Origin of the sequence: Halomonas qinghailakensis (assembly GCF_025820815.1) — a bacterium.
In the GTDB taxonomy this organism is placed as follows: Bacteria; Pseudomonadota; Gammaproteobacteria; order Pseudomonadales; family Halomonadaceae; genus Vreelandella; species Vreelandella qaidamensis.
Genome location: NZ_CP096973.1, coordinates 2,129,187 through 2,148,570 on the forward strand (window position 1 = coordinate 2,129,187; position 19,384 = coordinate 2,148,570).

General features: G+C 53.3%; 20 protein-coding genes. 15 read left to right on the forward strand and 5 right to left on the reverse strand.

Going from position 1 to position 19,384, the window contains the following annotated elements:
* Positions 1-191: 191 nt before the first annotated feature.
* Genes M0220_RS10020 through M0220_RS10040 form a run of 5 tightly spaced genes read left to right on the forward strand, consistent with a single transcriptional unit; the run spans position 192 to position 4,726 of the window.
* Entirely contained in the window at positions 192-1,025 is an 834-nt protein-coding gene (locus tag M0220_RS10020) for a CoA transferase subunit A (protein WP_264019215.1), read from the forward strand.
* On the forward strand, positions 1,025-1,792 hold the full coding sequence (locus M0220_RS10025; protein ID WP_030070775.1) for a CoA-transferase subunit beta: 768 nt from the start codon (positions 1,025-1,027) through the stop codon (positions 1,790-1,792). Before M0220_RS10020 ends, M0220_RS10025 begins: the two co-directional genes overlap by 1 nt.
* A gap of 10 nt (positions 1,793-1,802) precedes the next feature.
* Positions 1,803-3,005, forward strand: a complete 1,203-nt coding sequence (gene pcaF / locus M0220_RS10030; RefSeq protein ID WP_264017535.1) for a 3-oxoadipyl-CoA thiolase — start codon at positions 1,803-1,805, stop codon at positions 3,003-3,005.
* Between the two features lie 10 nt (positions 3,006-3,015).
* Positions 3,016-3,834 carry an alpha/beta fold hydrolase gene (locus tag M0220_RS10035; RefSeq protein WP_264017536.1) on the forward strand — a complete coding sequence of 273 codons (819 nt, stop codon included), beginning with the start codon at positions 3,016-3,018 and terminating at the stop codon, positions 3,832-3,834.
* A 58-nt stretch (positions 3,835-3,892) separates the two neighbouring features.
* Complete coding sequence (locus tag M0220_RS10040) at positions 3,893-4,726, forward strand: BKACE family enzyme (protein WP_030070767.1); 834 nt, start codon at positions 3,893-3,895, stop codon at positions 4,724-4,726.
* Between the two features lie 112 nt (positions 4,727-4,838).
* On the opposite strand, the gene M0220_RS10045 is transcribed toward M0220_RS10040, so the two are convergent.
* The 3 genes from M0220_RS10045 to M0220_RS10055 are packed head-to-tail and all read right to left on the reverse strand — an operon-like array spanning position 4,839 to position 7,846.
* Complete coding sequence (locus M0220_RS10045) at positions 4,839-6,140, reverse strand: amidohydrolase (RefSeq protein ID WP_264017537.1); 1,302 nt, start codon at positions 6,138-6,140, stop codon at positions 4,839-4,841.
* A gap of 16 nt (positions 6,141-6,156) precedes the next feature.
* On the reverse strand, positions 6,157-7,641 hold the full coding sequence (locus M0220_RS10050) for a sodium:solute symporter family protein (protein WP_264017538.1): 1,485 nt from the start codon (positions 7,639-7,641) through the stop codon (positions 6,157-6,159).
* Positions 7,634-7,846 carry a hypothetical protein gene (locus M0220_RS10055; RefSeq protein WP_030070761.1) on the reverse strand — a complete coding sequence of 71 codons (213 nt, stop codon included), beginning with the start codon at positions 7,844-7,846 and terminating at the stop codon, positions 7,634-7,636. Before M0220_RS10055 ends, M0220_RS10050 begins: the two co-directional genes overlap by 8 nt.
* A 198-nt stretch (positions 7,847-8,044) precedes the next feature.
* On the opposite strand from M0220_RS10055, the gene M0220_RS10060 reads away from it, so the two are divergent.
* Positions 8,045-8,935, forward strand: coding sequence for a LysR family transcriptional regulator (locus tag M0220_RS10060; RefSeq protein WP_264017539.1), 891 nt, complete (start codon positions 8,045-8,047; stop codon positions 8,933-8,935).
* A gap of 107 nt (positions 8,936-9,042) precedes the next feature.
* Here M0220_RS10060 and M0220_RS10065 read toward each other — a convergent pair whose 3' ends face one another.
* Entirely contained in the window at positions 9,043-9,219 is a 177-nt protein-coding gene (locus M0220_RS10065) for a hypothetical protein (protein WP_198023697.1), read from the reverse strand.
* Between the two features lie 643 nt (positions 9,220-9,862).
* On the opposite strand from M0220_RS10065, the gene M0220_RS10070 reads away from it, so the two are divergent.
* From M0220_RS10070 to M0220_RS10105, 8 genes are all read left to right on the forward strand, one after another.
* Positions 9,863-10,981 carry a muconate/chloromuconate family cycloisomerase gene (locus tag M0220_RS10070; RefSeq protein WP_264017540.1) on the forward strand — a complete coding sequence of 373 codons (1,119 nt, stop codon included), beginning with the start codon at positions 9,863-9,865 and terminating at the stop codon, positions 10,979-10,981.
* A 102-nt stretch (positions 10,982-11,083) separates the two neighbouring features.
* Positions 11,084-11,374 (forward strand): muconolactone Delta-isomerase, encoded by a 291-nt coding sequence (catC, locus tag M0220_RS10075; RefSeq protein WP_030070755.1) that lies wholly within the window; start codon positions 11,084-11,086, stop codon positions 11,372-11,374.
* A 66-nt stretch (positions 11,375-11,440) separates the two neighbouring features.
* Entirely contained in the window at positions 11,441-12,415 is a 975-nt protein-coding gene (gene catA, locus M0220_RS10080) for a catechol 1,2-dioxygenase (protein ID WP_264017542.1), read from the forward strand.
* 75 nt (positions 12,416-12,490) lie between these two features.
* Complete coding sequence (locus M0220_RS10085) at positions 12,491-13,858, forward strand: Rieske 2Fe-2S domain-containing protein (protein WP_264017543.1); 1,368 nt, start codon at positions 12,491-12,493, stop codon at positions 13,856-13,858.
* 44 nt (positions 13,859-13,902) lie between these two features.
* Positions 13,903-14,391, forward strand: coding sequence for a benzoate 1,2-dioxygenase small subunit (benB, locus tag M0220_RS10090; protein ID WP_030070748.1), 489 nt, complete (start codon positions 13,903-13,905; stop codon positions 14,389-14,391).
* 24 nt (positions 14,392-14,415) lie between these two features.
* Positions 14,416-15,441: a benzoate 1,2-dioxygenase electron transfer component BenC gene (gene benC / locus M0220_RS10095; protein ID WP_264017544.1), complete on the forward strand. Its 1,026-nt coding sequence runs from the start codon at positions 14,416-14,418 to the stop codon at positions 15,439-15,441.
* Positions 15,438-16,238 carry a benzoate diol dehydrogenase BenD gene (benD, locus tag M0220_RS10100; RefSeq protein WP_264017545.1) on the forward strand — a complete coding sequence of 267 codons (801 nt, stop codon included), beginning with the start codon at positions 15,438-15,440 and terminating at the stop codon, positions 16,236-16,238. Before benC ends, benD begins: the two co-directional genes overlap by 4 nt.
* A 57-nt stretch (positions 16,239-16,295) precedes the next feature.
* Complete coding sequence (locus M0220_RS10105) at positions 16,296-17,540, forward strand: benzoate/H(+) symporter BenE family transporter (protein WP_264017546.1); 1,245 nt, start codon at positions 16,296-16,298, stop codon at positions 17,538-17,540.
* Positions 17,541-17,707: 167 nt separating this feature from the next.
* Here the strand turns inward: M0220_RS10105 and M0220_RS10110 are convergent, their stop codons facing one another.
* Positions 17,708-18,610, reverse strand: a complete 903-nt coding sequence (locus M0220_RS10110) for a LysR family transcriptional regulator (protein ID WP_264017548.1) — start codon at positions 18,608-18,610, stop codon at positions 17,708-17,710.
* Positions 18,611-18,883: 273 nt separating this feature from the next.
* Between M0220_RS10110 and M0220_RS10115 the strand changes: the two genes are divergently transcribed.
* Positions 18,884-19,330 carry a universal stress protein gene (locus M0220_RS10115; RefSeq protein WP_264017549.1) on the forward strand — a complete coding sequence of 149 codons (447 nt, stop codon included), beginning with the start codon at positions 18,884-18,886 and terminating at the stop codon, positions 19,328-19,330.
* Positions 19,331-19,384 lie beyond the last annotated feature (54 nt).

Below are 19,384 nucleotides of genomic sequence, written 5' to 3' on the forward strand. Positions count from 1 at the left end.
AAACGAGGCGTGAAAATAACACTTTGTTCGAATGGCGAACAATAAGTGACAACGCTCGTTAATAAAACCCAGCGACAAATCGGAGTTGACTTGTGGGCGCTTGAGGATTAATTTGTTCGCAAAGAGAATATATGTTCGTTATGCGAATAAAAGCCTTCAAAAAGGCAATTATCAACGAAGAGGCACCTATCATGGCCGAGTTTCTCAGCTTGCATGACGCGGTAGCACGCTACGTCGACGACGGCGCTACCGTTGCCATGGAAGGCTTTACCCACCTGATTCCGTTTGCCGCGGGTCACGAAGTTATTCGCCAGAAAAAGCGCGACCTAACGCTGATCCGTATGACCCCCGATATCATTTATGACCAGTTGATCGGCGCGGGCTGCGCTAAGAAAGTGATTTTTTCCTGGGGTGGTAACCCAGGGGTTGGCTCACTTCACCGCCTGCGTGATGCGGTTGAGAAAGGCTGGCCGCAAAAAATTGAAATTTTAGAGCACAGCCATGCGGCGATGGCCTGCGCGTTTGAAGCCGGGGCCGCTGGCCTGACCCTGGCTGTGCTGCGTGGCTATGTGGGTAGCGAGCTGCCGAGCGTGAATGATCAAATCAAATTTATTGAGTGCCCGTTTACCGGCGAACGCCTAGCGGCAGTGCCCTCGGTGCGGCCAGATGTGTCGATCATTCACGCCCAGCGGGCAGATCGTCAGGGTAATGTGCTGGTGGAAGGTATTGTGGGCGTACAGAAAGAGGCGGTGCTGGCTGCTAAGCACAGCATTGTCACCGTGGAAGAAATTGTCGATGACCTGAACGCCCACCCCAATGCCTGCGTGATTCCTGGCTGGGCGATTAGTGCCGTTGCCGTGGCAGAAAAGGGCGCGCTGCCTTCGTATACCCATGGCTACTACGGTCGCAGTAACCGCTTCTATAAAGAGTGGGATGCCATTGCGCGTGACCGCGATACGTTCACCCAGTGGCTCGACGACAACGTATACCGCGCTGACAACAACCCTGCGGGAGGCCAAGCCTGATGAGTTACACCTCTTCTGAAATGATGACCGTGACGGCAGCCCGTGCGTTGGAAAATGGCATGACCTGCTTTGTGGGTATTGGTCTTCCTTCTGAAGCCGCTAACCTGGCGCGCTTAACGCATGCGCCTGAGGTAGTGTTGATTTATGAGTCTGGCACCCTGCAAACCAAGCCTGACATTCTGCCGCTCTCGATTGGTGACGGCGAGCTGTGCGAATCAGCGCTAACCACGGTGGCCGTACCGGAAATGTTCCGCTATTGGCTGCAGGGTGGGAAAGTCAATGTGGGCTTTTTAGGCACCGCGCAAATTGATCGCTTTGCCAACCTCAACACTACGCTGATTGGCGATTACAAAGCGCCCAAGGTTCGCCTGCCAGGCGGCGGCGGTGCGCCTGAAATTGCCACTAATGCCGGTGAAGTCTTTATTACTCTCAAGCACTCCAAGCGTGCTTTTGTGAAAGATGTCGACTTCGTCACCACACTCGGGTTTGGCCGTGACGGCAAGGGGCGCGACAACGTTCCTAATATTGGTAAAGGCCCCACACGGGTCATTACCGACCTGTGCGTGATGAAGCCCGACCCAGATACCAAAGAGCTGGTGGTGGTGTCGCTGCATCCTGGCGTCACTCGTGAACAAGTGATCGATGCGACCGGCTGGGATATTCGCTTTGCTGAACAGCTGGAAAGCACGCCGGAACCGAACGCCAACGAGCTTGACATATTGCGCGAACTGAAAGCACGCACCGAGCGGGCCCACGCGGGCGAATAAGGAGCTTTGTATGAGTGATGTCTATTTATGCCACCCGCGCCGCACCGCCATTGGCCGCTTCGGTGGCACCTTGGCCAGCATGCGGCCCGATGATGTGGCCGCGACGATCTTTAAAGCGGTGTTGGCACAAGCGCCGGATCTCGATCCTGCTGCCATTGATGAAGTATTTATGGGCTGTGCCAATCAGGCGGGGGAGGATAATCGCAACGTGGCACGCATGTCGTCGCTGCTGGCGGGCATCCCGACCTCCGTACCTGGCACGACCATAAACCGCCTGTGTGGCTCAGGCATGGATGCCGTTGGTACGGCGTTTCGCGCCATTAAAGCGGGCGAAATGGCGCTGGCCTTGGCCGGTGGCGTCGAGTCTATGTCTCGGGCTCCTTACGTGATGGGCAAGGCCGACAGCGCTTTCGCGCGCGGCCAAAAAATTGAAGACACCACCATTGGCTGGCGCTTTATAAACCCGCTAATGAAAAAAGCTTACGGCGTTGATTCAATGCCAGAAACGGCGGAAAACGTCGCCGAGCAATTCAGTATCTCGCGGAAAGACCAGGATATTTTCGCACTGCGTTCCCAGCAGAAAGCGGCGAGTGCCCAGCAAGCGGGCCGTTTCGCCGAAGAGATCACCGCCATTGACATTCCCCGCCGCAAGCAGGCACCGCTGATCTTCGATCAGGATGAGCACCTGCGCGAAACTACCTTGGCAAAATTGGCGGCTTTACCGACACCCTTTCGTGATGGCGGCAGCGTGACCGCAGGCAATGCCTCCGGCGTTAACGACGGCGCAGCGGCGATGCTGGTGGCAAGCCAAGCGGCAGTAAAACAGCACGGCCTGACGCCGATGGCCAAAATTATCGGTATGGCCACGGCAGGGGTTGAACCGCGGATTATGGGTTACGGCCCAGTGCCCGCCGTACAGAAGTTGCTCAAGCGTACGGGAATCACGATAGACGAGATCGATGTGTTCGAGTTTAACGAGGCGTTTGCCGCTCAGGCACTTGCTTGCATGCGCGATCTTGGGCTTAACGACGATGACCCGCGGGTGAATCCAAACGGCGGTGCCATTGCATTGGGCCACCCTTTGGGAATGTCGGGCGCTCGGCTACTAATGACCGCCGCCCACGAGCTTCAAAACACAGGTAAACGCTATGCGCTGTGCACCATGTGTGTGGGTGTTGGGCAAGGTATTGCCACGTTGATTGAGCGCGTTTAACGGAGGCCGTATGGCATTTCAAATGATGAATGATCGCAGCGTCGCCTATCGGCTGCTTGGCGATGAAATGAAGCCACTGGTGGTATTGGCACATCCGTTAGGCATGAGCCAAGCCGTGTGGGACGACATTATCCCCGCACTGCTGCCGCGCTACCGTGTTTTAACCTGGGATTTACCCGGCCATGGGGCCAGCCAGGCGGTCAGCGGTAAGCAACTTTCGCCCGCTGATCTCGCCGCTGAGGCGCTGGCGTTGGTGGCATTGGCAGGCGCTGAGCAGTTCCACTTTGTTGGTACGTCCATTGGTGGCGTGGTGGGTCAACAGCTAATCGCTGAACACAGCGATCGTTTGTTGACCATCACGCTGACCAATACTGGCGCAGTGATTGGCAACACAGATTTGTGGAACACCCGCGCGGATAGGGTTCGTCATGAGGGCCTGGCGGCGATGGCTCAAGAAATTGTGCCGCGTTGGTTTGCCCCCGCGGCGTTTGAGGCAAGCCCGGCGCTGAAAGCAGGATGGTGCGTACAAATGGGCCGTGGCGACGATGAGTCCTACGCACAGCTGTGTGAAATGCTGGGCCGCGATACATTTTGCGGAAAGCTGAACGGCAAAAAAACCGGCAAGAGCGTGAAGGTGCAGTTACTTGGCGGCAGCGAAGATATGGCCACGCCGCCATCAACGCTGGAAGCACTATCGGCCGAACTCGATGGTGCAGCGCTAACCATTCTTGAGGGCGTCGGTCACGTGCCCTCAGTCGAGGCACCGGCGCTGCTGGCGGAAAAGCTGCTGGCACTGCTTACGGCGCACGCTCACGCTGTTTCTCACTAACCTTTCCGGTTAACGAGCGGCGTCAGCGCTCAGCTACCGATTCAGCAAGGAGGGGCACATGTCTAACCCCTGTATTATCTGCGTCGCCATCACCGGCAGCTTACCTCGTAAAGAGGATAACCCGGCAGTGCCGATCACCGTTGCAGAGCAGATTGAAAGCACTCAGGCAGCCTTCGAGGCTGGCGCAAGCATTGCCCACTGCCATGTGCGTAACGATGATCAAACACCCTCCTCAGACCCTGAGAAATTTGGCCGCCTGATGGAAGGGCTTAAACAGCATTGCCCTGGCATGATTATTCAGCTTTCCACTGGTGGGCGCTCTGGCGCAGGAGAAGCCCGTGGTGGCATGCTGCCATTGGCACCGGATATGGCCAGTCTATCAGTGGGGTCGAATAACTTCCCTACACGTGTCTATGAAAACCCACCACAGCTGGTGCAGTGGCTCGCTGACGAGATGCGCACCTACGCAGTTAAGCCGGAAATCGAGGCGTTCGATTTATCCCATATTCATCAGGCGGTGGCACTTGCAGAGCAAGGCAGCATTACGTCTCCGCTCTATGTTCAGTTTGTAATGGGGGTTAAAAACTCCATGCCAGCGGACAAGCCTACGTTTGATTTTTATATTGAAACGCTCAAACGCTTAGCACCGGATGCCCAGTGGTGTGGGGCAGGTATCGGCGCTAATCAATACGTCGTTAATGAGTGGGCGATTGCTGCCGGTGGGCACACTCGCACAGGCCTTGAAGACAATGTGCGTCTTGATCGCGATACGCTAGCCCCCTCTAATGCAGCGTTGGTCGAACGGACTGTCGCGTTGTGTGAAAAGTATCAGCGCCCAGTGGCCACTTGGCAGCAGGCGCGCGATATTCTTGGATTGAAACAATCGTATTAAAAAATCGTCTTAGCTGCTTGTCTCAAGCGTCCATCGCGGTAGTGGCATTGCCACTACCGCGACGACGTTTAGGAAAATAGCTCTAGGACAACTAGCTCTAGGACAACTAGCTCTAGGACAAATAAGCCAGCGCGCCGGTTGTCATCGCTTCAATGCCGGTGCGTAGCGTTACGTCATTGCCAGGAAAGTAGTAGGGGGAGTGTGGCATCTCAAGATGGCGCATTTTCTGTGAGACATTTTCGCCTGGCGTGTTGGCCCAGCGCTCCGCAGGCGTGGCACCGATAAACCAATACACATAGGGAATGTCATCGCCGCTAAAGCCGCCTGCTTGTGCGTTGCCGAACAGCGGGAAATCTTCACTGCCATTAAGGCGTGGCATAGCGTAAAGATTAGCAACACCAAAATGCTCAGCGTGGGCGTGGCGCACATGCTCAACGGCCATCGGGTCGTTGTGCAGAGCGATGGTCTCGTTGAGCACTTGGAAGGTTGGCGGTTTAGGCGTGCGGCCTGCCTCACACTCAGCGCGGATAATACGCTCAATAGACGCCACTACCTGACGGTGCAGTGCGTTATCAAAGCTTCTAATATTGATCTCAAGCTCAGCAATGTGCGGGATGATATTGGCCTGAGTGCCTGCATGGAGCTTACCCACGGTGACCACCACGGTTTCTTCCGGTGGCACTTCTCGGGAGACAATACTCTGTAGGCGAGTAACGACATGGGCTGCAATCACCACAGGGTCTACCGTTTGGGCGGGCATGGAACCATGTCCGCCTGCGCCGTGAATAGTAACCGCTAAGTTAGTACACGCCGCCATGGCGCTACCAGAGATATGGCCAACGGTGCCCGCAAGGGCGGGCATATTGTGCTGGCCTAGAATGATATCTGGCCGGGGGAAGCGCGTATAAAGCCCATCTTCAAGCATCGCTTTAGCGCCGCCAAAAATTTCCTCGGCGGGCTGGCAAATCAGCATCAACGTACCTGACCAGTGCTCCTTCAGACCTGCCATTACAGCGGCTGTGCCGACAATGCAGCTGCTGTGTAGATCGTGTCCGCAGGCATGCATTAGCGGCACTTCTGCGCCATTTTCCGTAACGGCGGTGACCTGGCTGGCAAACGCCAGCCCGGTTTCTTCTTTGATTGGAAGCGCGTCCATATCACCGCGCAGCATGACCGTTGGGCCTTCGCCATTCTTTAGCAGTGCCACCACGCCAGTACCGCCCACGTTACGAGTCACGTGATAGCCAAGGCTTTCCAGAGATTGCGCAAGTTGCGCACTGGTGTTGTGCTCCTGGAAAGGCAGTTCTGGGTGTTGGTGCAGCTGTCGATAAAGCGCTTTAACATCCTCTATGGTTGCTGCTAGCTGGGTATGGATAGCGCTTTTGAACGTAAAACAGTCAAGCTGAATGGTCATGCTGTTCTCCAGGCACTTAATGGGCATTGGTAGAGGTTGTTGAAGCACTAGGCTGGGCGGCAATTACCGGTGGTACGGCTGGTTTAATGAGCCACTGGCATACCCCAACGACGGCGATATTAAGCAACATTGCCCAAACGCCCGCGTGCCAATTGAGGGGGGAGCTCCAAACAAAATCCATCAGCAGGTAAGCAATACTGCCCACTAGCGCGCCTGCCATGACACTGTTGCGACGTAGCTGTGGTAAAAACAGCGCGCCAAGCACCATAGGGAAAAGCTGCACGATAAGGCCATAGGCACCCAACAAGAGCAGTACTAACGATGAAGGGTTGGCAAGTGCGCATAGGTAAGCAATGAGCGATAGACCAAGAACGCTCCAACGAGTAGCGCTGACCATCGCTTTTTCGCTAGCCCCTTTCATGACGGTCGGGCCGACTACATCACGCACTAACACGACTGCGGCGGTATGCGCTAAGTTGGAACCGGTGGACATGGCTGCAGCCAGCGCGCCAGAAAGCATTAGGCCGATCACCCAAGGTGAGAAGTTGGCTACATCCATCACCATACGCAGCAGTACCGTATCGGAACGCTCTAAAGGTGAGTCGGCGAAGGCCAGAATGCCTGCAAAGCCGATAAATAGCAGAGGTACCAGCAGATAGGCGTAAAGCGGGTAGAAAACGCTGACCTTGCGCAGCGTTCTGCCACTATCAGCAGAGTAGAACTTCATAAACAGGTGTGGCCACATGGCACCGCCAAACGCGCTGACCAATACAGCGGTGCTGAAGTAGCCCCAGTTCATGCCGGTAGCGCCTGGCATCGTCAGATATTCAGGCATGGTCAGCTGGATTTGGCTGAACATTTCGCCTACGCCGCCGTAAATGCGTTCAGAGATGCTAAGCCCCAAGAACCAGGCAATCGCGATCATCATGATGCCCTGGATCAGGTTGGTCCAACCAATACCGTTTAGCCCGCTGCAAAAAACATAGGTAGCGACGACCACAAAGGCGAGGAGTGCGCCTAGCCAGAATGGGATCAGCCCGTCGGTTGCTGCCTGAAACAGCAGTCCGGCACCGGCAATCTGAATCGTCAGGTAGGGCACCAAGGCCAATACACCAATCACCCCGGCCAGCAAGCCAAGCGATTTGCTTTGGTAGTGATCGGCAATCATATCGCCCTGGGTGAGATAGCCGCGTTCGCGGCCTAGTTTGGCCACACGTGGCCCCATGGCCCAAATGGTGATTGGCACTAGCGACAGGTAGGCAAGAATATAGAACCCGGGAGCACCATGCTTGTAAGCCCAGCCCGGTGCGCCAAGAAACGCAAAGGCAGAAAAAATTTCCGCTCCCAAAATAAAGAACAGTATGACCACGCCTACATGACGGCCACCGGCCACATAACCTTCCAAACTAGAGTTTTGTTGGCCTCGGGCACGTAGCCCAACCCAAAGTACCAGGGCAAGATAGGTGAGTGTAATGCCAACCACAATTAGTGAATCATTCATGGCGGCTACCTCCGTGGCGAATCACGAAGGCAATCCACATGCCGATAAACAGCACCAGCATCCATAAAATGTACCAGAAGAACAGAAAGGGCAGGCCGAGCACGGTAGGTTCGATACGGTTGGCGATTAATGCGCCAGGCCAAATCATTGCTAGGGTGCACAGAGTAAAGTGCAGTCCAATAAGAAGGTGGTAGGTTTTGTTCATGGGATATCCTGCTCGTCATACGAGTCTTGTTATGGATTGTCCGTTCACTATGAAATAAGAATACCAATACCAGAAATATAGATTTTAGATACTGGCTATATCATATTGATATGGCTTTTAAGAAGCTATTGGGAAAAGGTTAAGACACGCGGGTCTTGCCTAATTATTCAAAGGGTTAACTGAGGTCTTAGTGCGCCGATGGAGTTTCGTCAGCTGGAGTACTTTATCGCGGTAGTAGAAACGGGTTCGATATCGGCGGCTAGTCGACGTGTGCATATCGCCCAACCGGCGTTAACTCGGCAGATGCGCCTGCTAGAAGAGAGTGTTGGCACACAACTGTTAGATCGCCATGCCCGTGGTATTCACTTAACCGTAGCGGGGAAGGCGCTGTATAGCGAAGCCACGCGGTTACTTGATGAGCGCTCAGATATTAAAGCGCGGCTCTTGGCCCTGGGGAGTGGGCAAACCGGCAAGCTGAGTCTTGGGGTGACCGTTACGCACCTATGGCTGCCGGAAGTTGCCAAGTTAATGGGCGGCTATCGGGAACGTTACCCAAAGGTAGCGCTAGATGTCTTTCCGCTGCTTTCTGGGCCGCAGCTAGATAGGCTGCAGCAGGGCAGCCTCGACGTCGGTATTCTCTATCTTGATGATGACATGCCGTCGGGTATTGATGCGCAGCTGTTGCAGCACGATCATTTGGTTCTGGCGGTGCCCGCCTCATCATCATGGGCAGAGTCGCCGCCTGCAAGCTTAGCCGCGCTTTGTGACGCTGAGTTTGTATGGGGATACCGCAGCATTTCACCGGTTTATTTCGACCGGGTGGTCGCACACTTTGCACGCTTAAACTTTGAGCCTCTCGTAGTGCAGTATGGGGCTGATAACCTGACTATTCTTAGTATGGTAGCCGCTGGGCTAGGGTTAGCGATTGTGCCCGCTGCCAGTCGTTGCCACCCGATGTCGGGTATCGTTTTTATTGAGTTAGAGGAACTATCATCCTGTGACATGCCGCTATGGCTTGCATGGCGTTCGGGGGAAGAGCCTCCCGTACTCAAGAATTTTATCGATTTAGCAACAACGCTGTTTATATAAACATTTCTTATATAAAAATTGCCTATATAAACGTTGCCTATATAAACAGTTGGCGGGCCTTTTGGCCCGCCAACTGTTTACGTTCAGTGAATAATGAACCCCTCCACTTACTTCGAATTCCTAATCGGTAATTCAGAGGCAGTGAACGTCGTGGCATCTGTTTGATGCTGTGCTGACGAGTCAGGGTAAGCGATTTGATTGTCTTCACCAGAGCCGCGTTCGGCAAGTGCTGCACCAGAGAATAGAATTAGGGCGGCGGCTGCTACTGTATTGATTAACTTCATAACTTTTAACCTCACGTTAAATAAAAAAGTCTCTAAATTTGCGATGACTATTCATCGCTGTTGGACGACGAGAGGGATTGTAAGCAGGCTAACATAATAATAAAATTGATTAAAAGTACATAGACCGTTCTATTATTTAGAACGATTTGAGAGGAGAGAGTAGCAAGGGAAAGAAGGTGAACTAGAGAAATGGAGAAGCGGAGAAGTAGAAAATGGGTAACTCCCAACGTTCTCGAAGACTGCCTACCATTATGCTTTTGTCGCAAAACAACCGGCTGACAGCAGACAACAGAAGAGACAGGTTCCAGCGTACTGATGACAGCAGCCGGCGTGACTGGCGTTAGTAATAGGATTGTCAAAGGCCAAACACCGACAACGGTGCAGTGCAACGCTGCGCCGTTTTTTATTTTGGTAGGGTTAGCTCGGCGGCACGGTGATAACTCATTGAAAAACGTCTATCTCTGTGGCGCTTTATCACACGCATAGGGCGAGACAGACAGCGTTGAGCAGCACAAAAAGGCGCATTTAGCCGTCTGGTAGCAATACCTTCTCGGTATGGCAAGGCACTCAAACAATATTGGTTTTAACAACTGGCGGCCACCAAACTGCCCCTAGTTAAACAACGCCAGACGCTGGAGCTGCCATGTCAACTGTCATCGAACATATTGAGACGCTGCTAGTCGATTTGCCGACGATTCGTCCGCATAAGCTCTCAATGACCACTATGGCCTGCCAAACCATGGTGATTGTGCGCATGCGCCACTCCGATGGTATCGAAGGAATTGGTGAAGGCACCACCATTGGTGGCCTGGCCTACGGCCCGGAAAGCCCTGAAAGCATTAAGCGCAATATCGATATCTATTTGGCGCCGCTTCTTGTCGGCCAGTCATCTAGCAATATCCACCAGCTGCGCTCCCGCCTGAACCGACATGCCCGCGGCAACATGATTGCTAAGTCAGCGTTGGAAACCGCGCTGCTGGATGCACAAGGCAAACGTTTGGGCTTAAGCGTTGCTGAATTGCTTGGCGGCGCTCGGCAGGAACATTTGCCTGTACTGTGGACATTAGCCAGCGGCGATACCGCCAAGGATATCGATGAAGCGCAGCTGCGTTTAGAGCAGCGACGTCACTGCGATTTTAAATTAAAAATTGGTGCTAATTCACTTGACCAAGACGTAGGTCACGTCGCAGCTATTAAACAAGCATTAGGTGATCGCGCCAGTGTACGCGTTGACGTAAACCAAGCGTGGGACGAATCCACCGCAGTGCGTGGCATTCAAGCGCTACAGGATGCCGGTATCGAGTTAATTGAGCAGCCCATACCTGCCCGTGAACATGCAGGGCTTATTCGCCTAGCGAACCGTTTTAACGTGCCGATGCTGGCAGATGAAGCCGTGCAGGATGCCCGCGACGGCCTCGATCTTGTGAGCGGCGGGTTCAGCGGTGCCTTCGCGTTAAAAATTGCCAAGTCTGGTGGAATCCATGGTGTGTTGGAACTGGCGCATGTGGCGCAAGCCGCGGGCGTTGGCTTATACGGCGGCACCTTGCTGGAGGGCACCATTGGAACGGCCGCTTCACTACATGCCTGGGCAACGCTACCAGAAATGACCTGGGGCACTGAAATGTTCGGACCGCTGCTGCTGAAAGACGACATTGTCATTAAGTCACTTAACTACACCGAGTTTGGGGTGACGTTGCCCCAAGGGCCAGGGTTGGGCATCACCTTGGATGAAGAGAAATTGGCTTACTACTCACGTCAGTAACCCGATTAAAGCCACGCAACTATCCGTCGCAACTACACGCCGCATAAGTAAAAATTTGCCAGTCGATGTTGGCATCTGCGCGCGGCTGAAGAGGAGAAATTTATGCTGTTTCAGGTAGAGATGACAGTCAAGCTGCCGACCGATATGCCAGCAGAGCAGGCAGCGGATATTAAGGCCACTGAAAAGGCGTATGCCCAAAACCTACAGCGCCAAGGCAAATGGCGCCACCTGTGGCGGGTAGCGGGTAGCTACTCAAATATCAGTATTTTTGATGTTGAAGACAACGCCGAGCTGCAAGAACTGATCAGCAATTTGCCGCTGTTTCCTTATATGGAAATTAGCGTCAAGCCGCTGTGTCGTCACCCCTCTTCAGTACGTGAAGACGACCGCTGATTACCCAAGTAATACGCCAGTTCTTATTAATAAAACAATAGCCTATAACAAACTGAGGATGTCACCATGACCGTGAAAATTTTTGACACACCAGACGTACAGAACTTTTTAAAGACCATTGCTGGTTTCGACCAAACGGGTGGCAATGATCGCGCCAAACAGATTGTTCATCGCTTGGTGTCCGATCTGTTCAAGCTGATTGACGATTTTAACGTCACTGAAGAAGAGTACTGGGCTGCTGTTAATCTGCTTAACGCTTTGGGCAACCAAACACAGTTCGGTTTGCTATCGCCTGGGTTAGGATTTGACCACTTCCTTGATATGCGCCAAGACGCCATCGACGCTGAAGCCAAGCGTACTGGAGGTACACCGCGCACTATCGAAGGGCCGCTTTACGTGGCTGGCGCCCCAGAAGAAGAAGGCTTTGCGCGCATGGACGACGGCCAGGATAACGACGGCGAGACCATGTGGTTAACCGGCCAGGTACGTGATGTGGACGGGCAGCCAGTCAAGGGGGCTAAGGTCGAAATCTGGCACGCCAATTCCAAAGGCGGCTACTCCTTCTTTGATGAGACGCAGAGCGAGTACAACCTGCGCCGTACCATCTATACCGATGCGCAAGGCCGCTACACTGCGCGCAGCATTATCCCTTCTGGTTATGGCGTTCCTGAAGGTGCCCCAACGGATGTCGTGTTGAAGTCACTCGGTCGTCATGGCGAGCGCCCTGCCCATATCCATTACTTTGTCTCTGCACCGGGCCATCAGCACCTGACTACCCAGATTAATCTCGCTGGTGACCCCTACACCTTTGATGATTTCGCTTTTGCCACGCGTGAAGAGCTAGTCGTTCCAGCGAACAAGATCGACGATAAAAACACCATCGCCCAGCGCGAGCTAGACGGCCCGTTCTCAGAAGTTGTGTTCGATATTGAGCTTAATAAAACGGAGGCCGCTGAGCTGCAAACACGCCACGCCCGCCCACGCGCTAAAGAAAACGAGGCTGATCAAGCCAGCCAGTTGGCCGGTACTGCCAAGGTATAACCACCCCATCCTGATGAACGCGGGCCAGCCCCTAGGCCCGCTGCGATAAGACCGATAACTACCAGGAGAGAGATCATGACCACGAAGCTTGATCAGCTCGAAGCCCGCGTGCGCGGTGCCGTACAAGACGAACCAGAGAACGGTGTTTTTCGCTGCCATCGCAGTATGTTTACTGACCCTGAGTTCTTTGAACTCGAGCTAAAGCATATCTTTGAAGGCAACTGGCTATTTTTGGCCCACGAAAGCCAAATCGCTGAGCCGGGCGACTACATGACCGTCACTATGGGCCGCCAGCCGGTGATTATCACCCGTGACAAACAGGGCGAGCTACATGGACTGATTAATGCCTGTGCTCACCGTGGCGCGACGCTGTGTCGCCGCAAGCGCGGCAACAAAGGCACCTTTACCTGCCCGTTCCACGGCTGGACGTTTAAGAACGACGGCAAGTTACTGAAAGCCAAAAACGAGAAGGTCGGTGCCTACCCCGACGCTTTTAAAGAAGATGGCTCCCATGACCTGAAACGCCTGCCTCGCTTTGAAAACTACAAAGGCTTCCTGTTCGGCAGTTTGAGTGCGGATGTTCAACCTCTTGAGCAACATCTGGGCGAAACCACCAAGATTATCGATAACATCGTTGATCAAGCACCGGAAGGCTTGGAAATTCTGCGTGGCACATCCTCTTACACCTATTCAGGAAACTGGAAACTCCAGGCTGAAAACGGTGCCGATGGCTACCACGTAAGCTCAGTGCACTGGAACTATGCCTCCACCATGGAGCGTCGTAACTACGATGCAGGCGGCACCAAAGCGGTGGACGCTGATGGCTGGTCGAAGAGTAAAGGCGGTTTCTACTCTTACGAAAATGGCCACATGATGCTGTGGACACGTCTGCTTAATCCTGAAGTGCGCCCGGTCTATCAGCAAAAAGAGTGGATTCAGGAGCAGCTGGGCGACGCCCGTGCAGATTCCATCGTTAACCAAACGCGTAACCTGTGTCTCTACCCTAACGTCTACCTGATGGATCAGTTCTCCACGCAAATTCGCGTGTTGCGCCCCATCGACGTTAACAAAACCGAAGTCACCATCTACTGCTTCGCTCCTAAAGGCGAGTCGGCTGAAAACCGCGCTGTGCGTATCCGCCAGTATGAAGACTTCTTTAACGTCTCTGGTATGGGCACCCCAGATGATCTTGAAGAGTTCCGCGCTTGCCAAGAAGGCTACAACGGTGCGTTAGCGGAATGGAATGACCTCTCTCGCGGCGCGAAACAGTGGGTTGAAGGGGCTGACGAAAATGCCCAGGCAATCGATATGAAACCACTGCTGAGTGGCGCTTCCCCCGAAGATGAAGGCCTCTACGTGTTGCACCACAAACACTGGGTCGACGAAATGTTGCGCGCAATTGATAAAGAGCGCAGTCAGTTCATTGCCACCGCATCCGCCTAAGTGTTTAGACACCTAGGCGCCGAGTGACCAGGGGAGAAACCACTATGAGCATTACCTATCACGACCTTCAAGCCTTCCTGTACCGCGAAGCCCGTTTACTGGACGACCGCGAGTGGGACGAATGGTTGGCCTGCTACCACAAAGACGCTGAGTTTTGGATGCCCGCTTGGGATGACGACGACCAGTTGACCCGTGACCCACACAGTGAAATTTCACTGATCTACTACGCCAATCGTGAAGGGCTGGAAGACCGGGTTTATCGGATTAAGACCGAGCGTAGCGGTGCAAGCACACCTGAGCCACGCACCACCCACCAAATTAGCAACCTCGAAATACTTTCCCAAGAGGGCGATAAGGTGGAGCTGCGCTTTAACTGGCACACGCTTAGCCACCGCTACAAAGTCACCGACAGCTTTTTCGGGGCAGCGTTTTACACCCTGGATGTGTCGGGTGAAACACCGCTCATCACAAGAAAAGTCGTACAGCTGAACAACGACTATATCCAGCAGGTCATCGACGTTTACCACATTTGACCTGATGTGGGAGGAGATTCAACCATGAGCTATACCATTGCCCTCAACTTTGAAGACGGCGTGACCCGTTTTATCGGTTGTAAAGAAGGGGAAACCGTTCTTGATGCTGCGTATCGGCAAAAAGTTAACCTGCCGATGGACTGCTCTGACGGGGTATGTGGCACCTGCAAGGGATATTGCGAACAGGGCCAATTTGACATGGGTGACGAGTACCTAGAAGAGGCACTTTCGGACGAGGAGGTGGCTGAAGGACAGGTGCTAACATGCCAAATGGTGCCCTCATCAGACTGCGTTATCCAAGTGCCGGTGGCCTCGACACTGTGTAAAACCCAGGTAGGCAGCGTTGAGGGCACGGTCGCAGCAGTCGAGTCGCTCTCTGAAGATAGCATTGAGCTTGTCGTTGATCTGGAAAACGCCGACGGTCTGACCTTCCTACCCGGACAATATATCCATATTGATGTGCCAGGCACTGAGGTGCATCGCTCTTACTCATTTAGCTCACTGCCTGGCGATAAACGAGCCACTTTCCTTATCCGTAATATCCCTAACGGGGTGATGAGCGGTTACTTAACCGAACGGGCAAAGGGGGGTGATCGGCTTAAGCTGACTGGCCCGCTGGGTAGTTTCTACCTGCGCGAGGTGACCCGGCCGGTGCTGATGTTGGCAGGCGGTACTGGGTTAGCACCGTTCTTATCGATGCTGGCGCAGTTGGTACAAAAAGAGTGCGACGCACCGATCCATATGGTCTACGGCGTCAATAAAGATGATCACCTAGTGAAAACCGATGCGTTAGATGCCTTTAAGGAAGCGTTGCCGAATTTTAGCTACTCAACGGTCGTGGTTGACGACGCCAGCGAGCATCCGCGGAAGGGATATGTCACCCACCACATGGATGCGGGCGTTCTGCACGATGGTGATATTGATGTCTACCTTTGCGGCCCGCCCCCCATGGTGGATGCGGTACTTAACCATTTTGATACCGAAGGTATTACGCCGCAGAGCTTCCACTACGAGAAGTTCACTCCGAATCAAGTGGGAGAGCGCGCATGAGTAGCCAGTGTCTTAACCGTTTACGCTTTCAAGATCGCGTCATGGTGATCACTGGCGCAGCCCAAGGGATCGGGCGGCGTCTTGCTGAGCGCGCTGCGGCGGAAGGCGCGCGTTTGGTTCTGGTAGACCGCGCTGACCTCATTCACGAAGTTGTCGACCAGCTAAGCGGGCAGGGGCGTCAGGTCGTTGGTGTGCAAACGGACCTAGAGACATGGGCTGGTGCTGAGCAAACAATGCAGGTGGCATATAAGCAGTTTGGGCGTATCGATATTTTAATCAATAACGTGGGCGGTGCGATTAATTTTAAACCGTTCACTGAATTTACGGACGAGCAAATAGCCGCCGAGATCAATCGCTCTTTAATGCCTACGCTATGGTGCTGTCGGGCGGCGCTTCCTGTGATGGTGGCACAGGGTAGCGGCGTGATTGTTAACGTCTCCTCCGCTGCCACCCGTGGTATTCACCGCATTCCTTATTCGGCGGCGAAAGGTGGGGTTAACGCAATGACCGCTTCGCTGGCATTTGAGTACGCCGAGCATGGCATTCGCGTCGTTGCGACAGCCCCTGGCGGCACTGAAGCGCCACCACGGCGTATTTCACGGGGCACACCAGAGCCGACCAGCGAGACAGAAAAAGCTTGGTTTCAAGCGCACATTGATCAAACCAAGCAGAGTTGCCTAATGGGTCGTTATGGCACGTTGGATGAAATGGTCGCCCCCATTTTGTTCCTTGCGTCTGACGACGCCAGCTACATCACCGGCAGCGTATTACCCGTTGCAGGTGGTGATCTCGGATAACCCATCTATCGCTATAGTCACTTCAACGCTAATCATAACAATACCCTGGAGTACACCGTGAAACATATAGAGAAAGGCGTTAGCCTCAGGCACGCGCCCCGTGATTTCCTGCGCGACCTGAATGTTGATAATGCCAGTACCGGTTTGGTCGCCGGTATTTTAGGCCTTAGCGTTGGCGTCGTTCATATCAGTGCGGGCACTGCTGCTGGACTAGACTCTTCGTTTATTATGATCTGGGTGATCAGTTACCTGATGATCAACGGGCTATTTGGTTTGGTGATGCCCGCTTATTATCGGCTGCCCATTCCAATGGCTAACTCAATTCCAGGGGCGCTAATGTTCGCCGCCGTTATTCCCGTGGTGGGGTTAGAAGCGGCGTTAGGAGCCAGCCTAATTGCGGGGGCGATTGCGCTGGTGGCGGGCCTAACGGGGGTGATGGGGATTGTGATGCGCTTAATCCCCATGCCAATCGTGATGGGTATGGTGGCAGGTATGCTACTGAGCTTTGGACTCAATATGGTACGCCCGCTGGAGAACGCGATAGTGCCAGCCTCGATTATGATTCTGGCATTTTTCATTTCCGCACGGCTATTTCGTAAAATTCCCCCTCTGATCGTGGCCATGCTCGCAGGTATTCTTTACCTGATAGCGACAGGCGTTGACCTATCAGGTATCGAAGCGACGATCCGTTTTCCGGAGTTTATTGTTCCCCACTTCACCCTAAGTGCTTTTCTCACTTATGGCCTGCCGTTGGCGATTATTCTAGTCGGTATGGAAACCCCTGCGGGCGTGGGCTTGGTGAAAGGAATGGGCTACAAAGAGGTGCCTGCCAACGGCATTACTGCCGTGGGTGGCTTTGGCACCATGGTATCGGCGTTTTTTAACCTGCACAGTACCTGCATTGCCGCACCAATGACTGGAATCTGCTCGTCCCCCGAGGCAGGTACCCATGATAAGCGCTGGGTCGCGGCAGTGGTGGCGGCGGCTATCTTTGTGGTGGCAGCGCCCTTTTACGGCTATGTCGTCAGCCTGCTGGAAGCGACACCGCGCTATTTTATCGCGATTATTGCTGGGCTTGCGCTGATGCGCGTCATTACCTCCTCAATGTCGATTGCCTTTGCTGGTAAAAAGCATGAAATAGGCGCGCTGTTCGCCTTTCTGATTGCGGCTTCTGGCCTGCAAATTCTGGGCATTGGTGCCACGTTCTGGGCGCTGGTGTTAGGTGTCATTGTTTCAGCGATTTTTGAAACAAAAGACTTTGAATTTATCTTCGCTCGCAACGTGTTGGAAAAGACAGGCTAAAACTCGGTCACTTCTTATTTGTTATTCTTTTTTAGCCCTTTTACTCAATATTCTCCTTGTCCCGTTATTGCTTTCGCAAAGCGGGATTTTTTTACACCTGGGGTTTGCAGGGAAAGATTCAATCTACCGCTTTATTTAATGAGGTTTGTTTAATGAGGTTTAGTCCGTTAGGGGTAACGCCCTGAGCGACGATTGTCCACAAGCACCTTTAGAATTGCGTTTGCCTCTTCCATGATGGGTGATGGTTTGTCGCCCCGTCGACGGCTACATACCACAGGCGTCGTGATGCTCTTATCGGCAAGCGTTACGTAGGAAACACCTTCACGTTGAACCCGTTTAACTTGTTCAGGCACCAGGGTAATACCAATCCCCGAAGCCACAAGGCTCAACGCCGTTTGCAGCTCATTGGCTTCTTGCACGACATCGATTTTTAACCGCTGACGACGAAAGATACCCAGCACCACGTCTGCCATGCTAGGGCGTGGTTTAGCAGGAAAAATAATCAGTGGGTTGCTGGCGAGCTCTTCACAAGTAGGTGACGTGCCCTCTAACGGGTGGCCTGTTGGGAGTGCTGCTATTAAAGGCTCGTTAAACAGGATCTCTTGCTCAACATCAGGATCATCAATGCGTAGCCTTCCAAAGCCAATATCAATGCGTCCTGCTTTAAGTGCTTGGATTTGCTGGACCGTTGTCATCTCTGCCAGCGATAGCTCGATATTTTCCCGTTTTCTTAGGTCACGGACTAGCATCGGCAGTTGGCCATAAAAGACAGAAGGAACAAAGCCCACACCGAAGAGTGTTCTTTGGCTGCGCGCCATACGCCGGGTGGCGTCTATAGTAACTTCAACTTTTTCTAATATTTGCAGTGCATGTTGCTGGAAAAAAGTACCGGCGGGCGTTAGGCGTAAGCCCCGAGAGCTGCGTTCAAACAGCACAGTGCCAACTTCCTGTTCCAACTGTTTAATTTGGCGAGATAAAGGAGGTTGCGACATATGCAGGCGTTCAGCGGCACAGGTGAGGTTCAGCTCTTCAGCAACGACGCAAAAGTAGCGTAAGTGGCGCAGTTCCATGATACCTCCTGGGTATGGGCAATAACTTAATCAATAGTCGTTTTGTTGTGGTTTGACGACCAGAATGAGCCTTAGTACCGAAACAGTGGTGGGCAAAATGGGGTGTTGCTATCTCTAGTTGAGCGATATCGGCACGCTGAAAGCAGGGGGCGTTAATGCGGTCTATTAGCCAAATATACTACCACATGATGCGTGGCTTCCCGACAGGCATTGGCTGACCGCTGCTGTTTTAAAACCTGTATCTATTTATAAAAAATAAAGGAGTGTGAGGTCATGTTTGATTCAATTCTAGTGCCGGTCGATGGCTCTGAACATGCCAAGCAAGCGGTTGACGTTGCTTGTCATTTGCTGAAAAAAGAAGGGTTGTCAAAAGTATATTTGCTGCATGTGCCTGAAGTGCTCGGCTACAAAACTACGATGGTCTGGGGATTAGGCGTGGTAAATCCTGAGTCGACCTTAGCAGAGCGCGAACAAGCAGGTGAAACACTGTTAGAAAAAGCCTCTGTCTTTGCCACTCAAGCAGGTGCGCCCCAGGTTGAACGGCTATTGGTTAGCGGTGATCCCGCCAGAGTAATTTTAGACGTAGCCAAGGCCAATAGCGTTGATGCGATCGTGATGGGCAGTCGAGGGCTTAGTGACCTAGGGAGTGTCATGATCGGCAGTGTTTCACACAAAGTTAGCCATGCCGCCAAGTGCTCAGTGATTACCGTGAGAAATTAACCGTTTGCTTGGCGCCTAAGCGCCACGCATTAATAAGAACGGCTCTGGCGACCC